15 protein-coding genes are annotated in these 17,556 nt (G+C 61.0%); 1 reads left to right on the top strand and 14 read right to left on the bottom strand.

Translation table 11 applies throughout. The features are described from left to right. Nucleotides 1–4 precede the first annotated feature (4 nt). From SB764_RS10960 to gloA, 12 genes are all read right to left on the bottom strand, one after another. Nucleotides 5–802: a heparin lyase I family protein gene (locus SB764_RS10960; protein WP_321892703.1), complete on the bottom strand. Its 798-nt coding sequence runs from the start codon at nucleotides 800–802 to the stop codon at nucleotides 5–7. A gap of 29 nt (nucleotides 803–831) precedes the next feature. Next, a complete protein-coding gene (locus SB764_RS10955; RefSeq protein WP_321892704.1) occupies nucleotides 832–1,935 on the bottom strand; it encodes a glycosyltransferase family 4 protein in 1,104 nt (367 codons plus the stop codon). A gap of 28 nt (nucleotides 1,936–1,963) precedes the next feature. Then, nucleotides 1,964–3,262 carry an O-antigen ligase family protein gene (locus SB764_RS10950; RefSeq protein ID WP_321870938.1) on the bottom strand — a complete coding sequence of 433 codons (1,299 nt, stop codon included), beginning with the start codon at nucleotides 3,260–3,262 and terminating at the stop codon, nucleotides 1,964–1,966. Continuing rightward, nucleotides 3,259–4,071 (bottom strand): glycosyltransferase family 25 protein, encoded by an 813-nt coding sequence (locus SB764_RS10945; protein WP_321870939.1) that lies wholly within the window; start codon nucleotides 4,069–4,071, stop codon nucleotides 3,259–3,261. Before SB764_RS10945 ends, SB764_RS10950 begins: the two co-directional genes overlap by 4 nt. 24 nt (nucleotides 4,072–4,095) lie before the next feature. Then, nucleotides 4,096–5,412, bottom strand: coding sequence for a flippase (locus tag SB764_RS10940; RefSeq protein ID WP_321892705.1), 1,317 nt, complete (start codon nucleotides 5,410–5,412; stop codon nucleotides 4,096–4,098). Nucleotides 5,413–5,451: 39 nt separating this feature from the next. After that, nucleotides 5,452–6,690: a UDP-N-acetyl-D-mannosamine dehydrogenase gene (wecC, locus tag SB764_RS10935; protein WP_410863548.1), complete on the bottom strand. Its 1,239-nt coding sequence runs from the start codon at nucleotides 6,688–6,690 to the stop codon at nucleotides 5,452–5,454. A 29-nt stretch (nucleotides 6,691–6,719) separates the two neighbouring features. Next, nucleotides 6,720–7,868: a non-hydrolyzing UDP-N-acetylglucosamine 2-epimerase gene (gene wecB, locus SB764_RS10930; protein WP_410863546.1), complete on the bottom strand. Its 1,149-nt coding sequence runs from the start codon at nucleotides 7,866–7,868 to the stop codon at nucleotides 6,720–6,722. Nucleotides 7,869–7,902: 34 nt separating this feature from the next. Then, the gene (locus tag SB764_RS10925; RefSeq protein ID WP_410863544.1) at nucleotides 7,903–10,119 is read right to left on the bottom strand and encodes a polysaccharide biosynthesis tyrosine autokinase; all 2,217 of its coding nucleotides are present in this window, start codon (nucleotides 10,117–10,119) and stop codon (nucleotides 7,903–7,905) included. 3 nt (nucleotides 10,120–10,122) lie between these two features. Beyond that, complete coding sequence (locus SB764_RS10920) at nucleotides 10,123–10,563, bottom strand: low molecular weight protein-tyrosine-phosphatase (RefSeq protein ID WP_065059347.1); 441 nt, start codon at nucleotides 10,561–10,563, stop codon at nucleotides 10,123–10,125. Continuing rightward, nucleotides 10,560–11,852 (bottom strand): polysaccharide biosynthesis/export family protein, encoded by a 1,293-nt coding sequence (locus SB764_RS10915; RefSeq protein ID WP_336750849.1) that lies wholly within the window; start codon nucleotides 11,850–11,852, stop codon nucleotides 10,560–10,562. Before SB764_RS10915 ends, SB764_RS10920 begins: the two co-directional genes overlap by 4 nt. A 17-nt stretch (nucleotides 11,853–11,869) precedes the next feature. Beyond that, a complete protein-coding gene (locus SB764_RS10910; protein ID WP_410863541.1) occupies nucleotides 11,870–13,279 on the bottom strand; it encodes an undecaprenyl-phosphate glucose phosphotransferase in 1,410 nt (469 codons plus the stop codon). A gap of 721 nt (nucleotides 13,280–14,000) precedes the next feature. After that, nucleotides 14,001–14,384 carry a lactoylglutathione lyase gene (gloA, locus tag SB764_RS10905; RefSeq protein ID WP_027817916.1) on the bottom strand — a complete coding sequence of 128 codons (384 nt, stop codon included), beginning with the start codon at nucleotides 14,382–14,384 and terminating at the stop codon, nucleotides 14,001–14,003. 218 nt (nucleotides 14,385–14,602) lie between these two features. Here gloA and panE point away from each other — a divergent pair, with 218 nt between their 5' ends. After that, nucleotides 14,603–15,553: a 2-dehydropantoate 2-reductase gene (gene panE / locus SB764_RS10900; RefSeq protein WP_074986776.1), complete on the top strand. Its 951-nt coding sequence runs from the start codon at nucleotides 14,603–14,605 to the stop codon at nucleotides 15,551–15,553. Between the two features lie 118 nt (nucleotides 15,554–15,671). Here the strand turns inward: panE and rsmA are convergent, their stop codons facing one another. Both rsmA and pdxA read right to left on the bottom strand, forming a co-directional pair. Further along, nucleotides 15,672–16,496, bottom strand: a complete 825-nt coding sequence (gene rsmA, locus SB764_RS10895; protein ID WP_065059350.1) for a 16S rRNA (adenine(1518)-N(6)/adenine(1519)-N(6))-dimethyltransferase RsmA — start codon at nucleotides 16,494–16,496, stop codon at nucleotides 15,672–15,674. A gap of 23 nt (nucleotides 16,497–16,519) precedes the next feature. Beyond that, nucleotides 16,520–17,542, bottom strand: coding sequence for a 4-hydroxythreonine-4-phosphate dehydrogenase PdxA (gene pdxA / locus SB764_RS10890; protein ID WP_110328830.1), 1,023 nt, complete (start codon nucleotides 17,540–17,542; stop codon nucleotides 16,520–16,522). Between the last annotated feature and the right edge of the window lie 14 nt (nucleotides 17,543–17,556).

Genomic DNA, 17,556 nt, shown 5'->3' with positions numbered 1-17,556 from the left:
TCATTCACCGCTTAAAGATCGAGACAGGTCCATAAAAAAGAGTTTGCAACTCCGAGTCCGATTGCTCCTTTTTCCACCCAGCCTTATATAGGCCTATTTTTAAATAGGCACGTTGATCGCCTGAATAGGCATTGGCGATATGTTCGGATCGGAATACCGATTCGCCATTCTTCCAAAGTTGAGTGAGCGACTTCCGACCGGAGTCGTCCGGGATATAGCGAAGCGTCCAATTGACCCATTTCCCTCTGTCATCATCAGCGCAGCATAATTTTGCTCCTGCAGTCGTTCTCTGCACCTGCAGACCACCGCGTGTCGAGATGTAATAGTTCGTTCCAAGTAACGTCAGCGCCACTGTCGGCCCACCTTCTCTCGCCGACTGATGGATCTGGGAAATAATCACCATCTGCTTGCTGTCAAATTCAAAATCGCGAGGGATGTATGTGCTCCATCTGACCAGATAATCCGTACCTTGGATGAAAATCGCCGGCTCATGGAACAACAATTCCGCGCGTGGCGTTCCATTCGCGACATGGGTATAGTTTTCGTATCTAGCGATCTTCGCCCGCAAGACTTTGCGCAGCCCATTTTCTGGATCAGACACAATCGCTAAGTCACCAGGATTCGCTTGCGTCGAAACCACGCTATCCCATTTGGAATGCCAATCCACGTGGGCCAGTCGAATCCATGCTGGATCAACCAGAGTCAAATCTTTATTTGCCGTCGCCGCCACCACGAGCGTATGTGCAATCAGCGCCGCGCAGCCCAGACCAAAACGCAAAAATTTCAGAGATCGAATTCTCACCTGCAGATCCAGGTAGCTTGAATTAGCGGTCAATTCGGTTGCAATCTCAGTTCACGGTAACAACGAACGTACTCCGCGCATACGCTCTTCACCGAATATCGCTCAAGAGCGTACAGACGCCCTGCTTCGCCCATCCGCCATGCCATGCCGGGATCGCTCCAGACCGCTTCAAGCGCTCCAGCAAGTTGCTCGATATTGCCCGCGTCCACGAGAAATCCCGTCTCACTTTCCTTAACCAGATCGAAAAATCCCCCCGTCTTTGTACCAATGACCGCAAGACCACACAGCATTGCCTCAAGGGTCACAATACCGAACGATTCCCCGTGACTGGGCAAACACAACGCCGACGCATCACGATAGAAATTCATCAATTCGTTACCGGATAGCCAGCCAACAAACGAAATCCGATCCTCGATATCCAGCTTCCGGACGAGTTCAACCCATTGATCCGTTTCGCCCGTCCCTGCGAGCTTTACGTTAATCTGTTGCCGCTTTTGCTTCAGAATTGCAATGGCGGCGAACAGCTCAGGCAGTCCTTTCTCTTCTGTAAAACTGCCCGAGAACGCGACGTATGACGGAAGATTGCGTGCGCTCATCGCCTTTGCCACGCCAAGCGAGGCAATGCGCTCTGCAGTACGCGCACTGTTGCCGATAACCCGAACGCTTGCTCCGCTCCTGAACCTGCGGATGTCTGCAGCCATTGCCGTCGACACACCGATAGCGTCGTTAGACGCCTTGATAAAATCCCGCAAACCGGACTTGACGAATCCGCTGGCCTGCTCGATGCAATCCGGCAGATTGTTCGAATGCCAGTGAAAAATCACCTTGCGGCCTAGCATGCGAGTCAGTCGATAGAGCAGCAGATTCCTGAGCGCCGATCCGCGCGCCGAAACGTGAAAGTGGATGACGTCGACCCCATTCAACACGCGCATGAAGAATCGTGGCATATCCAGAGCGAGGAAGAGCAGTCTGTCCTTCGTCGACTTGAAGCCCCGCGTCTCGAAGAACTCAATGCGAATCGCGTTTTCCTCAAAAACGACTCTTTCCGCTCGCAACTCGTTGAGAACCGAGGCGACGCCTCCTCGCTGACCGAATCCCGGCCCGACGTGGAGCACACACATTACTTTGCTCATAAGGCTGATACCCGCTCTTGAATATTCATCAACGCACCACGTTCGTCGCGCGCTCTTCATCGGACCATCGACGCAGAAGTTCGGCGATAACGGCGAGATAAGGCGCAACGATTGCAGAAGTCAGCACGTGACCGGCCGTGCAGGCAATAATCATCAGCAAAAAGAAAAAGTATTTCCCGTAGTGGGAGACAGGTGTATCACCAGTTCGTGCATACAACCCGAAGATGTCCCTCATATAGAGGCCGAACACCGGGATCCCCATAATCAACGCGAGATCCGGGCCATCCATTTCAATCAGGTATCGAACGATTGGATAGCCGCCTGTAAGTAGGGGCAGGAACGCCCGACTTTCAAGTTCGTCCCATACATTCGAGAACTTCAGGTTGCGGCCCGACATGAGCACCGTCACGACCTTCTCGCCGGCCGCATGATCACTCTGATAACTGAAGTACTGGACGCTGAGATCGACCGCCTGGCGGACGGAAGGCATGAGGTAGTAGACAGCAACCGCAATCGCAGGCATCAGTGCAATTACGACCGCGAGTCGGGCCGTCGCCTTGACGACGCCATATCGCGCAAAGACATACACCGCGATGACACCAAGGCCGCCAATCAACGCCCCCTTCGTACCTAACAGGAACACCGCAACGAACAGCGCTGCGATCAACCTGATGCAACCTGCGGTCCAGCCATTCCTGATGACGTGGAGATAAGCCAGCGCCAATCCCGAAAGCAACAAAGCGGACGCCTCGTTCTGTGCGTAGATGATGCCCTTGTAGCCCGCGCGGATCTGGGTGTCGCCGCGATAGCTCCGAAAAATGTCGATCGAGAAAACCGCGCCAGCAATGATTGCCAGTGCATAGATGAGCAATGTCGCGCGCATCATGGCCTCGACTTTGTCCAGTTGATCGTCCTTGAGTTCGGAGAATGCGGCGACATAGACAAAGAGCGAAAAGACCTTTGCGATTACGATGACTTCTTCAACGAACTCCCCGTTCGACATTTCACCGAACGCCACCGAACAGCACGACATGAGAAGCACAAAAAGAGCTAGCGAACAAATACGCAAGTTCGAGAGCCGTACGCGCCCGCTGAACAGCATCACAGCGACGAGTCCGGAAATCGTCGCGCCTCGCACAAAGAGTGAATAGCGCGCGCCCATGTCGCCACCCACCTGCCCCTTTAGCGCGTATACAGACAAGAAATCGGCGAGCGGCGACAGCGCGATACCCACGAAGAGGACAAACCAGATCATCGCTCGCGACGAACTGCTCCATGCGCTCGCAGTAACGCGTAATTCGCGGGGCCGAATTGCCGGATCAATCATCGCGCTCCGTCCTGCCGTTTAGCGCTGCCGACGGCGAGTTCTCCAATTTCGATCGTGGCAGCGATAGTCCAGCGCACGACAAGCCTCCCTACGCGCACGAACTTGAGCAGGAGATCCAGCCCTAGGGCCGTCCTCTTTGTGACACGACTACGTTCGCCCTCCAGTTCGCTCGCCAACGACTCGAACGCCTCCCAAACAACGTAAGGACGCAGTTCCTTGATGACCATTCCGCCGTCGTCACGATGCCACGGCCAATCGTCGAGCAACGCATGCACCGGCCCTTCTGTATGCGCGAGCGCGAGCATCGCTCCGCGCGCCGACATCCAGTAGCCAACAGCGCCTGACGTCCATTGCTTGAAGGGCGTACCAATCCGCATTCCATCAATAGGGCTCGCACGTTTGAGCGGCTCATAGAGGTACTCGCGTAACTCTCGCGATCTGCTCAGTTTCGACTGACCCAGTAGTACGACATCAGCCATACGAGCGAGCGTGTCGTCTCTCCAGGTCAGCACTTTCTCAAAGAAAGCGGGATCTAGCAGAGCATCGTCTTCGAGCACTATTACGCCTTTCCCGTCATGCACAACGCGCTGCCAAATCAACCGATGACTAAGAAAGCATGCCACCTCGCCCTTAGTCAGCGAGCGCCCGTAGCGCGAGCGCGCCGCCGCGTCGTCATACAGTCGCGCAAGCTCACCGCTCTCGAAACGCTGTGCATCAATCGCGTCAATGAAGGAAAAATCTACGCCATGCCTCGACATCACATCCGCGATGCGCTCTCGTCGCCCCGAGCGCTCAAGCGAAACGATCATGACCGGAAATCTCGCTCCCATTACTTATATCCTCAGCAATTGCGTGAAGTGCGTTCGCATCCCGCGCGATCCCAGGATGACCGCAACGAACACAGCCAAAATCACCACTTCGGCGATCAGGAACGACCACGCGGCACCGCGTGCGCCAAAGCGCGGAATCAGCGCGAACGACAATCCAATGTTGAGGATGCCTGCCAGCAGCATGACCATTGACCTCAACTTTCCGTTCGCAAACGGCACCAGCACCTGGAGTCCGAGCAAATAGGCAAGATTGCCAAACACCGTGGCGAGACACAGCAACGTCAATACCGGCGCCGCTGCGCCAAAACCACTCCCAAGGATTACGCCGGTTATGTATCCAGATAGCGCGCTGACAACAAGCACGCCCAAACCCGTGATGGCCAGCGTTGTAGCAAATCCAAGCGCCGTCAGTTTCGCCGCGGATTTCGGCTTGTCTAGCATTAGCGCTGACACTCTTGGATACAACACCGTGTTGATCTGCGCTGGCACCATGTTTCCGACAGTCTTGATTCGATCTGCCGCCGCATAGATGCCCACCTGGTAAGGACCGCTCAACGCGGCAAGCAGCACGGTATTGGTAACCCCGAACAGGCTGACCGAAATTGTCGACACGAACATATCGGCGCCCTGTGCGAGACGTCGCAATGCCGAGCGCCATGTGCATCCCGGCTGCCCCAACAGTCCAAGTCTGTGCACCATCAGTAAGGAAAAGATCGCCGTCAAGCAAGGAGCTAGCGCTTGGATAGTTGCCGCGGCCGCAATGTCATCGGCTGACTTTACGAAAACAAAAATCAGAGGCAGTGTCACAAAACGACCGACTAACGACACCGTCGCAAAGAGTGAGAATCGCTCCAACCCTTGCAGCACCCAGTTGAGCGTGAACACGTTGCTCATGACTGCGATCCACGACATCAGTACGACAGGTAGCGCGGCTGCAGCGTGTCTGTCGAAGTGCATCGCAATCGCCAGCGCAATCAGCGAGACGAAGCATAGAAGCACCTTCGCGAATATCACCGACCAGATCAACTCGTTGATTGCGGCTTTATTGCCACGGCATTCGATGATGGCGCGCGGCCCACTGAGGTTGAAGCCCCACTCCGTCCACAACACACCATAGACAGCAATGGCGGACGCATAGCCAAGGACGCCGAAACCTGTCGGCCCGAGCACGCGCGTGAGATACGGAAACGTCGCTAGCGGCACGAGGTAATTGCCGATCTGCCACGCGATCATTGCGAACAAATTGCGGCGCAGACGCGGTACATGCGCCGCTCGCGACTCCGCTTTCAGAATCCCCGGCGAAGATGCAGCCTTATCCATGTGCAGCCCATTCGACCATCGAAAGCGCAATCTTTTCGATCACGCCAAAACCCCCCGCGTATCAATCACCACCTTCGCCTGCAAGCGAATCGGATCGACATCTTTAAACTGCGCGTGATCGACGAGAATCACAATCACGTCTGCTTCAGCCAGCACCGCGCGCATATCGCAAAGCCGCACAACGCCGTCAAGCTCGCGCGGCAGCTCGCGCACATTCGGCTCAACCGCCACGACTTGCCCCGGGAATCGCAGCCCCAGCTCTTTCGCGATTTCCACCGCCGGGCTTTCGCGCAGATCGTCGATATTCGCCTTGAACGCAAGCCCGAGACATGCGATCACCGGTTCGCGGAATCGCTTCGCCGCGCTCTCGGCGCGCTCGACGACCCAATGAGGCTTGTCATCATTCACCGTGCGCGCAGCGCGAATGAGACGCGCCTGCTCAGGAGCGGAATCCACAATGAACCAGGGATCGACCGCGATGCAGTGACCACCCACGCCCGGCCCCGGTTTCAGGATATCCACGCGCGGATGCCGGTTCGCGAGCTTGATCAGCTCCCACACGTTGATATCCAGGCGATCGCAGATCAGCGAGAGTTCGTTCGCAAATGCGATATTCACGTCGCGGAACGAGTTCTCGGTGAGCTTGCACATCTCAGCCGTGCGCGCGTCGGTCAGAATGCATTCCCCGCGCACGAAGATCTGATAAAGCTCGCGCGACGCTTCACTGCAACGGCGCGTCATCCCGCCTATCACACGATCGTTCTCGACGAGTTCGCGAATCACGTGACCCGGCAGCACGCGTTCCGGGCAGTGCGCAATGCGCACGTCGGACGCCTCACCCGCCTGCTGCGGAAATGTCAGGTCCGGGCGCATCTCGGCCATCCATTCGGCCATCTTCTGCGTCGCGCCCACTGGCGACGTAGACTCCAATACCACCAGGTCGCCCTTTTTCAACACGGGCGCAACCGCACGGCTCGCCGCTTCGATATAGCTGAGATTGGGCTTGTGTCCGTCCGAGAAAGGCGTGGGAACTGCGATCAGGAACGCATCTGCAGGTTCTGGCGTCGTCGTCGCGCGCAAATGGCCTTGTGTCACCGCAGCGTGCACAAGCATGTCGAGTTCCGGTTCGACGATGTGAATCTCGCCGCGATTAATCGTATCGACGGCGTGCTGATTCACGTCGACACCAATGACCGTTTTGCGTCGCGCGGCAAAGGCCGCCGCCGTCGGCAAGCCAATGTAGCCGAGTCCAACAACCGAAATCGTTTCGAAGTTCATGTTAGTTATGCCTTGATTGGTGAGCGTCGTTACGTCGCGCGCGCGCCGCCGAGCCAGCGATCCTTCAACGCTTGCGCGATGCGGTCGCATGCCAGCCCGTCCCCGTACGGGTTATCGCCGCGACTCATGGCCGCGTAGCTCGCGTGGTCGTCGAGCAGATGCGCGACGCCGCCGACAATCGCCCGAACGTCCGTTCCCACGAGTTGAACCACGCCGGCGTCGATGGCCTCCTGACGCTCCGTGGTGTCGCGCATGACGAGCACCGGCTTGCACAGCGAAGGCGCTTCCTCCTGGATCCCGCCCGAATCGGTCAAGATCAGATGCGAGCGATCCATCAGGCTCACGAACGGCAAGTAGTCGAGCGGTTCTATCAAGTGAACGTTGGCAATGCCTGTCAGCAAGCGATTGACCGGCTCGCGCACGCTCGGATTCAGATGCACGGGATAAACGATGTCGACGTCGGGATACGCATCCGCGAGTTGCGCGAGCGCCGTGCAAATTCGCTCGAAGCCGTCGCCGAAGCTCTCTCGACGATGACCGGTAACCAGGATCAAACGTCGATCTGCCTGCAACTTCGGCAGCGCGCTTTGCGCTTCTGCACGCAAGCGCGCATCGGACGCCAGGCGCTCGCGCACGTGCAAGAGCGCGTCGATCACCGTGTTGCCGGTGACGACGATCGATTCGTCACGCGTACCTTCATCCAGCAAGTTCTGCCGCGCGCGCGAAGTCGGCGCGAAATGCACGCTTGCGAGCGCGCCGGTGAGCGTGCGATTGGCCTCCTCAGGCCATGGCGAGAGCAGGTTGCCGGTGCGCAAGCCCGCCTCCACGTGGCCAACTGGAATGCGCTTGTAGAACGCCGCCAGGGTGGCCGCCATGGTCGTGGTGGTATCGCCATGGACGAGAACCATGTCGGGTTGCGCACGCTCCAGCACGCCACGCATCCCGGAAAGAATGGAGGTCGTGACGTCGTACAGATCCTGGCCGGGCTTCATCACGTTCAGATCGAAGTCCGGCGTGATCGCAAACAGATCCAGCACCTGATCGAGCATTTCACGATGCTGCCCGGTCACGCAAACCTGGCATTCGAAGTCAGCGTCGCGCTGAAGACGCCGAACGAGCGGCGCCATCTTGATCGCTTCAGGACGCGTTCCAAATGTGAGGAGTACTTTTTGTTTCATTGATATGATCCCGCCCGGTACTGGGCTACGCGCGCTAGTCGACCTTCTTCCGATAATCCGAATACGCGCCGTACGCCTGTCCGCGCTGCGGTACGTCGGTCAGCAACAACCCGTCGACAGTGACGCCCGAACTCGCCAACTGGCGCGTCGTTTCCCGCAACTCGGCGGCCGAATGTTTGCCATGGCGGACTACCATCAGCGTCGCGCCCGCCTCCTTGCCGATCAGCATCGGATCGGTCACGGCCAGCACCGGCGGCGAATCCACAATGACCATGTCGTATGTCGCGGCGAGCGACCTGAGCATCGAGCCAAAGCGGTCGCGCAGCAGCAGCTCCGACGGACGGTCGGGCGCCGAGCCCGCCATCATGACGTCGAGGTTCGGCAATGCCTGGCGATGAATGACGTCTGCCGGATCGCGTCCCATCAGCACTTCAGAGAGGCCGGGCTTTTTGCTGATCGAGAAATACGAGTGCACGTCACCACGCCGCATGTCGGCGTCGATCAGCAGAATTCGTTTGCCGGTTGCGGCCAGAACCGTCGCGAGATTCACCGACACGAACGACTTGCCGACACCCGGACGCGGCCCGGTAATCATCACGATGTTGTTCTCGGGCTTGAGCACGCCGAACTGAAGCGCTGTGCGCAAACTACGCAAGCCTTCGACCGCGACATCGTCCGGGAATAGAGCCGCCAGCACGCGTGGCCGCTTAGGTCCACGCCGCGCCGACTGCGCGAGCGCAAGCTGTTTGTCGCTGTGCGAAATGATCGCGTAGACCGGCACTTCCACGGCCTGCTCGATTTCCGCCGGGCTTTCGAGTCCGCGATTGATCATGCGGCGGCCGAGCGCAATGGCGCAGCCAAGCAACAGACCCAGTGCGGCCGCAAGCGGAATGACGAGGAGTTTCTTCGGTCGCACGGGCTTCTCCGGCACCACGGCGAAGTCGACCGTGCGCACATTGCCCTGTTGCCCGGCTTTCAACACGCGCAGTTGCTGCGTGCTGTCGAGCAGCTTCATGTAGAGGTCGGTGTTGACCTTCACATCGCGCATCAGGCGCAGCGCATCTTGCTGCGTCTGCGGCAGCCCGGTCACCTGACGCTCGAATTGATCCTGCTGCTGCTCCATCTCGGCAATGCGCGCATCGATAGCGGCAACGGACGGATGCGAAGCCGTAAAGCGCTGGACGAGATCGGCGCGCTGTTGTTGCAACTCGAGCAGGCGCGATTTCGCGTCGACGACGGATTGCAACAACAGCTTGCCCTGCGCATCGAGGTCGATCGCGCCATGCTTCGCGCGAAACTCGTTGAAGCGCGCCTCCGATTGATCGAGATGCGCGCGCAGCTGAGGCAGCTGGTCGCCGAGAAAATCGAGCATCTGCTGCGCCTGCGCCGATTTGCGGTCGATGTTGCGCTGGACGTAGAGACTCGCGATCGTATTGAGCGTCGCGGCAATGCGCTGCGCGTTATCGCCGTCGAGCTTGACGCCGATGATGCCCGACTGCTTCGTTTTTTCCGCGATATCCAGCTTCTTCTGGAGGTCCTCGACGGTTTGCTGCGTCGAAAAGCGCTTGAGATCGAAACGCGTACCGGGTCTGGCCAGCAGCGAAGTCACCGTCAATTTCACGGGACCTTCGGCGGTTTTGCCAGTCGCGGCTTCGCCTACTTTCGCGCGCAGTACGACATCGCCGTCCGGGTCGATCAGTTCATAGTTCGTGGCGCTCGACGCTCGCAGCGTGAACGGTTTGTCATAAAGCGCTGCGGGCACGTCGAACTGCGCAACGCCGATACGCTCGCCACCCCAAGCAAAACTGCCCAGGCCGAGCACCGGGGTTTCCAGTTCGCCGTTGTCCGCAGCTTCTTTGCCGCGCGCCATCGCCGCTCCAACTAGCGGGAAATAGTGCGGCATCGCGCTTACGTCCAGATGCAGGCGGTCCACCGTTTCGCCAACCACCATGCGCGAGCGGATCAGCTCGATCTCGGCGTCGGCGGTAGCCTTGCTCTGGAAGAGCGAAGCAAGATCGCCGAGCTTGTCGTTGATCGAGCCCATGCCCGAGTCGTCGTCGACCTGGATGACGGCGTCCGCGCGATACACCGGCGTGCCGAGAAACGCGTAGAGCGCCCCCAGACACAACACGGCGGCCACCACGGCGACGATCACGCGCCAGCTCTCACGCAGCGCATTGAAGAGCCCGGAGAGATCGATTTCGTCGTCGTCCGGCTGGTTGGTCGAACGGTTTTGCTTGAGAAGAGTCATGATTCAGTGAGCCAGTCCTGCCAACACATCGCGCCAATGGGCGACGCCGTGCTCGATCTGCGCAAACGCCAGTTCGAACGTCGCGCGATGGCGCCGATAGGGATCGACCACATCGACGCCGTCGTCCTCGTTGAGCCGATACACCTTTCCGCGCGCGTACGGCCAGGCAAGCTCGATCTGCTCGCGCTGCACTTTCGTCATCGTGAGAATGAGATCGGCGGTGCGCACGCGTTCGTCCGTTAGCGGCGCAGCCACGTGGTCATCGAGCGAGACGCCGCGCTCACGCGCCATTTCCAGAACGAGCGGGTCCGCACCTTCCCCAACCAGCGCATGCGTTCCGGCGGAACTGAAGCCGATTCCGGGCAAAGCCTGGGCGAGCATTGCGCAGGCCAGCGGGCTGCGGCAGATATTGCCTTCGCAAACCACCAGAACTCGATCGATCATTTCGCCACGATCCCCGCAGTAAGGCCGGCGTTGATAGCCGGGATCAGCAGCGTCAGTACGCGATTGAAGCGGACCAGCGCATTGCCGTCGACGTACACGACGTCCTTGGGTTGAAGGTCGAACTCCTTCGCAACGAGCATCGCCACGGGCGAGCGTCCGTCGAGATGGAAGACTTGCGGCGTGCCGTTGAGCGCGCCGCGAATCACGAACATCTGCGCGGCGTCGGCGGTCGACGCATTGACGCTGCCGGCCTGCGCGAGCGCGTCGGCCAGCGTGATACGGCCCGTGCGGCGCGGAATCGCCGAGATGGGCTTGTTCACCTCGCCCATCACGTACACGTCGTTCTCGTCGCGAGCGACCACGCGCAGCAGGTCGCCGGGTTGCAGATACAGGCGCGACGGGCTGATACCGCTCGCCAGCATCTGCGTAAGGTTGATGCGATGCGTGGCGCCCCCGCGCACCAGAGCGAGGTCGCTCTGGTCGGCGGAATCGGCAAAGCCGCCCGCTCGCGAAATCGCCTCGTACAACGACATCGGCACGTCGTTCACGGCCACCACGCCGGGACTGCGCACTTCGCCGTCGACATAGACTTCGTGCGCGCGGTAGGACGCCATGCGCACCGTCACCTGTGGCTTGACGAAATACTTCGCCAGCGAAGCGCTCAGACGGCGCTGCACTTCTTCCGTGCGCAAGCCCTCGACGCGCAGCGTCCCCGCGTAGGGGAACGTCAGATCGCCGGACTGATCGACGACAAAGCCGGATGACGGATCACCTGGACGCGTTGACGCCTGCGATTGCGTCGAGCCCACAGCAGCCGCGATTTCCGGATGGTCCCAGACCACGATTTGCAGCACATCGCCCGCACCGATCGTGTAGGCCTGCGGCGCCGTGGAGAGCAGGCTGACCTGCTTCCGCTGCTGCTCCAGACGCGCGTCCTGAAACTGCTTGACCAGTGCAACGTCGAGTTCGGTGACGGCGATCTCCGGTACCGCTGCGCTAGCCTCGGTCGTGCGCGTCGGGCGCGCGACGGGTTCCTCATCCGCCGCGCCAGCGACTTGCGGTGCATCGACGTTCGTGGTGGACGCATCCGCCTGGGTGTTGCTGTTTTGGTCGGTGTTCCACGGCGTCTGTATCGACGACGTCATCATGCGCATGCCCGGCGCGATCGCGCAGGCCCCGAGCATCGAGCACAGCACGACGACGGCGCCCGCGCCGGAAATCCGGAGAGCGCCATGAAGGCTTGTCTGGCGCGCCGCAAAGGCCGACGGCGTTTTCATTCGTTTGAGCACTTCTACGTTCCAGCTAGTCAATAAGCGTTGCGATGAACGAGCCCCTTGAAGGCCGTCATGAGCACGATGCGCATGTCGAGCCCGAAGGACCAGTTGCTGAGGTAATAGAGATCGTGTTCGACACGCCCCTGCATCTTCTCGATGCGGTCGGTTTCCCCGCGAAATCCGTTCACCTGCGCCCAACCGGTGATGCCGGGCTTGATGCGATAGCGGTGGATATAGCCGTCGACGATGTCCTGGTAGAGCGTGTCGTGTTCGATGGCATGGGGACGCGGCCCCACCACCGACATCTCGCCGCGCAACACGTTGAAGAACTGCGGCAGTTCGTCGAGGCTCGTGCGGCGCAAAAACGCACCGACGCGCGTGATGCGCGGATCGTTGCGCGTCGCCTGCTTCACGACGCCCGCGGTCTGCGCGTGCACGCGCATGCTGCGGAACTTGTAGATGTTGAAGACCTTCCCGTTCGCACCCTTGCGCCGCTGCGTAAAGAGCACGGGCCCGCGCGACGTCAGCTTGATGGCGAGCGCGACCGCGAGCAAAAGCGGCGAGAGGCCGACCAGCGCGCAGAACGAGAAAATGCGATCGAAGACGTCTTTTTTCGCAAGCGCGTCCGACGAAAGCGGCGAACCCACGAGATTGATGGCCGACGTGCCGTCGAGATTCACCATCTCTCCGTCGAAGAGAGCGAGGCCGCTCACGTCCGGAATAAAGCGAATGTTGATCAGGTCGTTGCGAAAGAGTCCCGTGAAACTCAGAATCGTTTCGACTTCGGCAAGCGGCAACGCAAGCCACAACTCCTCGACGCCGTAACGCCGCACGAACGCGGCGAAGCCTTCGCGATCACGAAATGCCGGCACGTTGCCCGGCGCTGCGCCCACGTCCGGGCCAGTATCGAAGATGGTGGCGACGTGGTAGAGCGAGTCCGGCGTCGAGTCGACCTTGCGCAGCAACTGCCGGCAGTGCGCGCCGCTTCCCACAATGGCGACCGCGCGCGAGCGCGCATCATGTTCCACGCGGCGCAAACCCAGCGCGGATTCGGCAGCCCGGAACGCGATGAGCCCCGCGCCGGAAATCAGTGCCCATTCGGCGATCCACACGACATCGGGCCGATACGCACGATGAACAATGGACATGAGCAAGACCGCGCCCGTGAGCGCGAACGACCAGCCCAGAGCAGGCGCGCAAACGCATCGCCAGAACAAATGCCGTCTTGCGCCACGGTGTGTGTCGAACGCGGGAAAGAGCATGACGGCGAATAACAAGGTGAACGCCACCAGCGCGCTGTCGTAGCCCGCGTGTTCGGGTTCACCGTGCGTACGTGCGGCGATAACAGCTCCCCCAACGATCAACAGCACGTCGAGCAGGCGTGCAAGCGCGCTCGCTGGACGGCGCGTTTTGCCAACCTCGGTTTGTGTAGACAGGTCCATACCGTACTCGTCGAATGTTCGATTGGCCGCGCGAGATGCTGCGCGGATCTGCGCGAGGAAGCCTGCCAACAGGCACGCCCATGCAGACGACTCATTCGATACATTTCCAGCCACGACCACTGCCTACAGAGCTAATAGAAGGACTACTTACTAGAAGAACAACCTGCATATCCGCCCCCTCTCTCTGCAAGCTCGAAAGCGCACGCGTGCGCGAACGACGTAACGGCTTCCGCGACCCGGCCGGCGCATTCACCAGTCCAGATCGACTTTCGCGCGGAGCGTTCGTCAGATGTTTTTAGTTAATGCGCGAGAGCGAAAGTCTCTGCCGGACGGCATGAGAGGTATATAGGAACAATCCGAATTGAATAAGGAAGGCAGTACAGCCGAGCATCGCAGCGATGTCTCGAAATGGATGGCTTCGCACAGTCGCTGGATACAGACAACGTTCGCAATTTTCACAAACGAAGCCGACCGAATGATTTTTAACAGATTCTCGATCTGATCATCCGGCATCAGGGTAAGAAATATCCCCGGCGCGCGCGCGTCGCTATCGAATAAATGAGAATTGGCGTGCCGACACGCTTATATCCGATGGGATATTTAAATTCATATAAATCGCGCTCTATTTTTATTTCACACCAGCGATTTACATATATCAACGATTGCGAGCTGCAATCGTCGTGCAGGATCGGATGAAGTCCGACCCCGCCTCGGCTCATCCTTATTTCTTCTGAATAAACTCGATCTTGTACCCATCCGGGTCGGTAACGAACGCGATGACCGTCGTGCCGTGCTTCATCGGGCCGGCTTCGCGCACCACGGTGCCGCCCTGCTCCTTGATCTTCGCGCACGCGGCATAGGCATCTTCGACTTCAACGGCCAGATGGCCGAAACCCGTGCCGAGGTCGTACGACGGCGTGTCCCAGTTGTGCGTCAGTTCGATGACGGTGCCGTCGCGCTCATCGGTGTAACCGACGAACGCCAGCGTGAACTTGCCATCGGGATAGTCTTCGCGGCGCAGCAGTTTCATGCCGAGCAATTCGGTGTAGAACTTGATCGAGCGGTCGAGGTCGCCGACCCGGATCATCGTGTGCAGCAGGCGCATTGTGGTGGACTCCGTTTTTTGCCAACGTCAGAACCCGGACTGTACCAAAATCCCGCCGCCCCTGCCGACGCCGCCCCACCCGCTCCCCCCGCTCCACCGCGCCAGGCAAGCCTGTCCGATTTGCTCTAGCATGTTCGCCATCCCGATTTCACCGGACGCCGCAGGAGTGCGGCGTCCGGTCTGGCTTGCGTTCAACGAGAGAATAGAAAGGAGTCGATATGCGGATTCTGGTGGTAGGTGCGGGGGCGACTGGGGGCTATTTCGGCGGGCGGCTCGCCGCGGCCGGGCGCGACGTGACGTTTCTCGTGCGCGACGCGCGCGCGGCGCAGATGCGCGAGCACGGTCTCGTGATCCGCAGCCCGCACGCGGGCGATCTCACGCTGCGCGACCCGAAGACGGTCACGCGCGAGGCGCTCGAAGCGCCCGGCACGCAGCCGTTCGACCTCGTGCTGCTCAGTTGCAAGGCCTATGATCTCGACAGTGCGATCGACTCGTTCGCCGCCGCCGTCGGTCCCGAGACCGCCATCCTGCCGCTGCTCAACGGCATGCGTCATCTCGACGTGCTGCAGGCGCGCTTCGGCACCCAGGCCGTGCTCGGCGGCGTCTGCCTGATCGCGTCCACGCTCAACGAGCAGCGCGAAATCGTGCATCTGAACGACTCGCAGGCGATCACGTTCGGCGAGCTGGGCGGCGGCATCTCGGCGCGTGCGCAGGCCATCGCCGATACCTTCGGCAACGCCGGCTTCATCATCAAGGCGAGCGAGCGCATCCTTCAGGAAATGTGGGAAAAGTGGGTATTTCTCGCGTCGCTCGCGGGCAGCACTTGCCTCTTTCGCGCGCCCATCGGCGCAATCGTCGCGACGCCCGACGGCGCGGCGACCATCGAGCGCATCTTCGCCGAGTGCCGCGCGATCGCGGCCGAGCACGGTCACGCGGTGCGCGACAGCTTCCTCGAACGCTCGCGCGGCATGCTGTTCGCCACCGGCTCGTCGCTCACGGCGTCGATGCTGCGCGACGTGCAGAACGGCTCACGCATCGAAGCCGATCACATCCTCGGCGACCTGATCCGCCGCGGCGGCGCGGCGCAGCGCGCGTCGAGCGAGCTGTCGGTGCTGCGCATCGTCTATAGCCAGCTCAAGGCCTACGAGGCGCTGCGCGGCGAAGGCTGAGCCTCGGCCCGCACTGCGCGCAAAAACGTCACACCAGGACTGCGTGGCAAAACGCGTGGCAAAACAAAAGGCGCGGTGGCCAAAGCCATCGCGCCTTTTTTATCGGTACCGCGCTTTGTCAGGCTTGCGCGTTGCCGAGCGCCTGCGCCACGCGCACGTATTCGTCCACCGGCACGTCTTCGGCGCGGCGTTGCAGGTCGAAACCGAGCGCGTCGAAATCCACGCGATCGCGATAGTCCGACAGCGTGTTGCGCAGCATCTTGCGACGCTGTGAGAAGGCGGCCGTCACCATTTCGCCGAGCAGCGCGGCGTCGACCTTCGGCAGTTCGTGCGGCGCGAACGGAATCATGCGCACGATCGCCGAGTCCACCTTCGGCGGCGGCTGGAACGACTCGGGCGGCACGTCGAGCATTTTGTCCATCACGTAGCGGTACTGCAGCATCACCGTGAGGCGGCTGAACGCCTTGGTGCCCGGCTCCGCGACCATGCGCTCGACCACTTCGTTCTGCAGCATGAAATGCTGGTCGATCACACGCTCGGCGAACGTGGCGAGGTGAAACAGCAGCGGGCTCGAAATGTTGTACGGCAGATTGCCGACGATGCGCAGCGTCGGCTTCTCGCCCGGCGCGGCAAGCGAGCCGAAGTCGAAGGCGAGCGCGTCGCCTGCGTGCAGTTCGAGCAGCGGCCCGAACTTCTTCGTGAGCCGTCCGATCAGGTCGCGGTCGAGTTCGACCGCGTGCAGCGGCGCTTCGGGCGTGGCGAGGCGTTCGATGAGCGGCGCGGTGAGCGCGCCGAGGCCTGGCCCGATCTCGACCATGCGTTCGCCACGCTGCGGGCGAATGACGTCGACGATCGAGTCGATCACGCCCGTGTCGACGAGGAAGTTCTGGCCGAAGCGCTTGCGCGCGAAGTGGCCCTGGTGCTTGCTGCTGCTATTGGACATCTTCGTGAAATCAGTGACGACGGTCAGACGGTGCGCCGGTGGCGCGCCATCGAAACCGCCGTGTCGATGGCGGCGATCAGGCTGCCCGCGTCCGCGCGGCCCGTGCCGGCGAGGTCGAGCGCGGTGCCATGATCGACCGAAGTGCGCACGATCGGCAGGCCCAGCGTCACGTTGATGCCCTCCCCGAACGTCGCGTATTTCAGGACCGGCAGGCCCTGATCGTGGAACATCGCCAGCACGCAGTCGGCGTCTTTCAGATAGCGCGGCTGGAACAGCGTGTCGGCGGGATACGGACCGCGCGCGTCGATGCCCTCGGCCGCGGCATTGGCCAGCGCGGGCGAAATGGTGTCGATTTCCTCGCGGCCCAGATAACCGTTCTCGCCCGCGTGCGGATTCAGCCCAGTGACGAGAATGCGCGGCGCGGGCACGCCGAAATGGTGGCGCAGGTCGTGGTCGATGATGCGCAGCGTTTCGACGAGACCGTCGATCGTCAGCGCCGCCGAGACGTCCTTGAGCGGCAGATGCGTGGTCGCGAGCGCCACGCGCAGCGGCCGCGCGCCGGTGCCCGCGAGCATCATCACCACGCGCGGCGTGTGCGTGCGTTCGGCGAGATATTCGGTGTGGCCGGTGAACGGCACGCCCGCGTCGTTGATCGTGCTCTTTTGCAGCGGCGCGGTGACGATGGCGTCGTAATTCTGTGCCACGGCGCCGTCGATGGCGCGGTCGAGCAAGGCGAGCACATAGGGACCGTTGGCGGCGTCGAGCTTGCCGGCCGGCGCGGGCGCGGCGAGCGCCACGTGTTCCACGCTGACCTTGCCGCCCGCCAGCACGGCTGCCCAGTCGACGCCCACCGCGGCGGCGCGCGCCGCCATGAGGGTTTGATCGCCCAGCACCACGAATTCGGCGCCGGGCCAGTGCGCCGAGGCGCCCGCGAGGGCGGCGGCGGTGAGTTCGGGACCGACGCCGGCGGGCTCGCCGGTCGTAATGGCGATGCGGAGCGGCCGCGGCCCCCGCGGAGCTGAAGTCGAAGAAGCGGGGGCGTTCACGGCGTGCGTCCTTG

The organism is Paraburkholderia sp. SIMBA_027 (assembly GCF_046535315.1).
Taxonomy (GTDB): domain Bacteria; phylum Pseudomonadota; class Gammaproteobacteria; order Burkholderiales; family Burkholderiaceae; genus Paraburkholderia; species Paraburkholderia tropica.
The sequence above is the reverse complement of the archived record's forward strand: the minus strand, read 5'-3'. Positions and strand labels throughout refer to the sequence as shown.

Bases quoted from the DNA above. Each gene is read 5' to 3' on its own strand.
- SB764_RS10925 (WP_410863544.1), bottom strand. From the start codon at position 10,119: ATGACTCTTCTCAAGCAAAACCGTTCGACCAACCAGCCGGACGACGAC.
- SB764_RS10955 (WP_321892704.1), bottom strand. From the start codon at position 1,935: ATGAGCAAAGTAATGTGTGTGCTCCACGTCGGGCCGGGATTCGGTCAG.
- wecB (WP_410863546.1), bottom strand. From the start codon at position 7,868: ATGAAACAAAAAGTACTCCTCACATTTGGAACGCGTCCTGAAGCGATC.
- panE (WP_074986776.1), top strand. From the start codon at position 14,603: ATGCGGATTCTGGTGGTAGGTGCGGGGGCGACTGGGGGCTATTTCGGC.
- wecC (WP_410863548.1), bottom strand. From the start codon at position 6,690: ATGAACTTCGAAACGATTTCGGTTGTTGGACTCGGCTACATTGGCTTG.
- SB764_RS10910 (WP_410863541.1), bottom strand. From the start codon at position 13,279: ATGGACCTGTCTACACAAACCGAGGTTGGCAAAACGCGCCGTCCAGCG.
- SB764_RS10950 (WP_321870938.1), bottom strand. From the start codon at position 3,262: ATGATTGATCCGGCAATTCGGCCCCGCGAATTACGCGTTACTGCGAGC.
- SB764_RS10945 (WP_321870939.1), bottom strand. From the start codon at position 4,071: ATGATCGTTTCGCTTGAGCGCTCGGGGCGACGAGAGCGCATCGCGGAT.
- SB764_RS10940 (WP_321892705.1), bottom strand. From the start codon at position 5,412: ATGGATAAGGCTGCATCTTCGCCGGGGATTCTGAAAGCGGAGTCGCGA.
- rsmA (WP_065059350.1), bottom strand. From the start codon at position 16,496: ATGTCCAATAGCAGCAGCAAGCACCAGGGCCACTTCGCGCGCAAGCGC.
- gloA (WP_027817916.1), bottom strand. From the start codon at position 14,384: ATGCGCCTGCTGCACACGATGATCCGGGTCGGCGACCTCGACCGCTCG.
- SB764_RS10920 (WP_065059347.1), bottom strand. From the start codon at position 10,563: ATGATCGATCGAGTTCTGGTGGTTTGCGAAGGCAATATCTGCCGCAGC.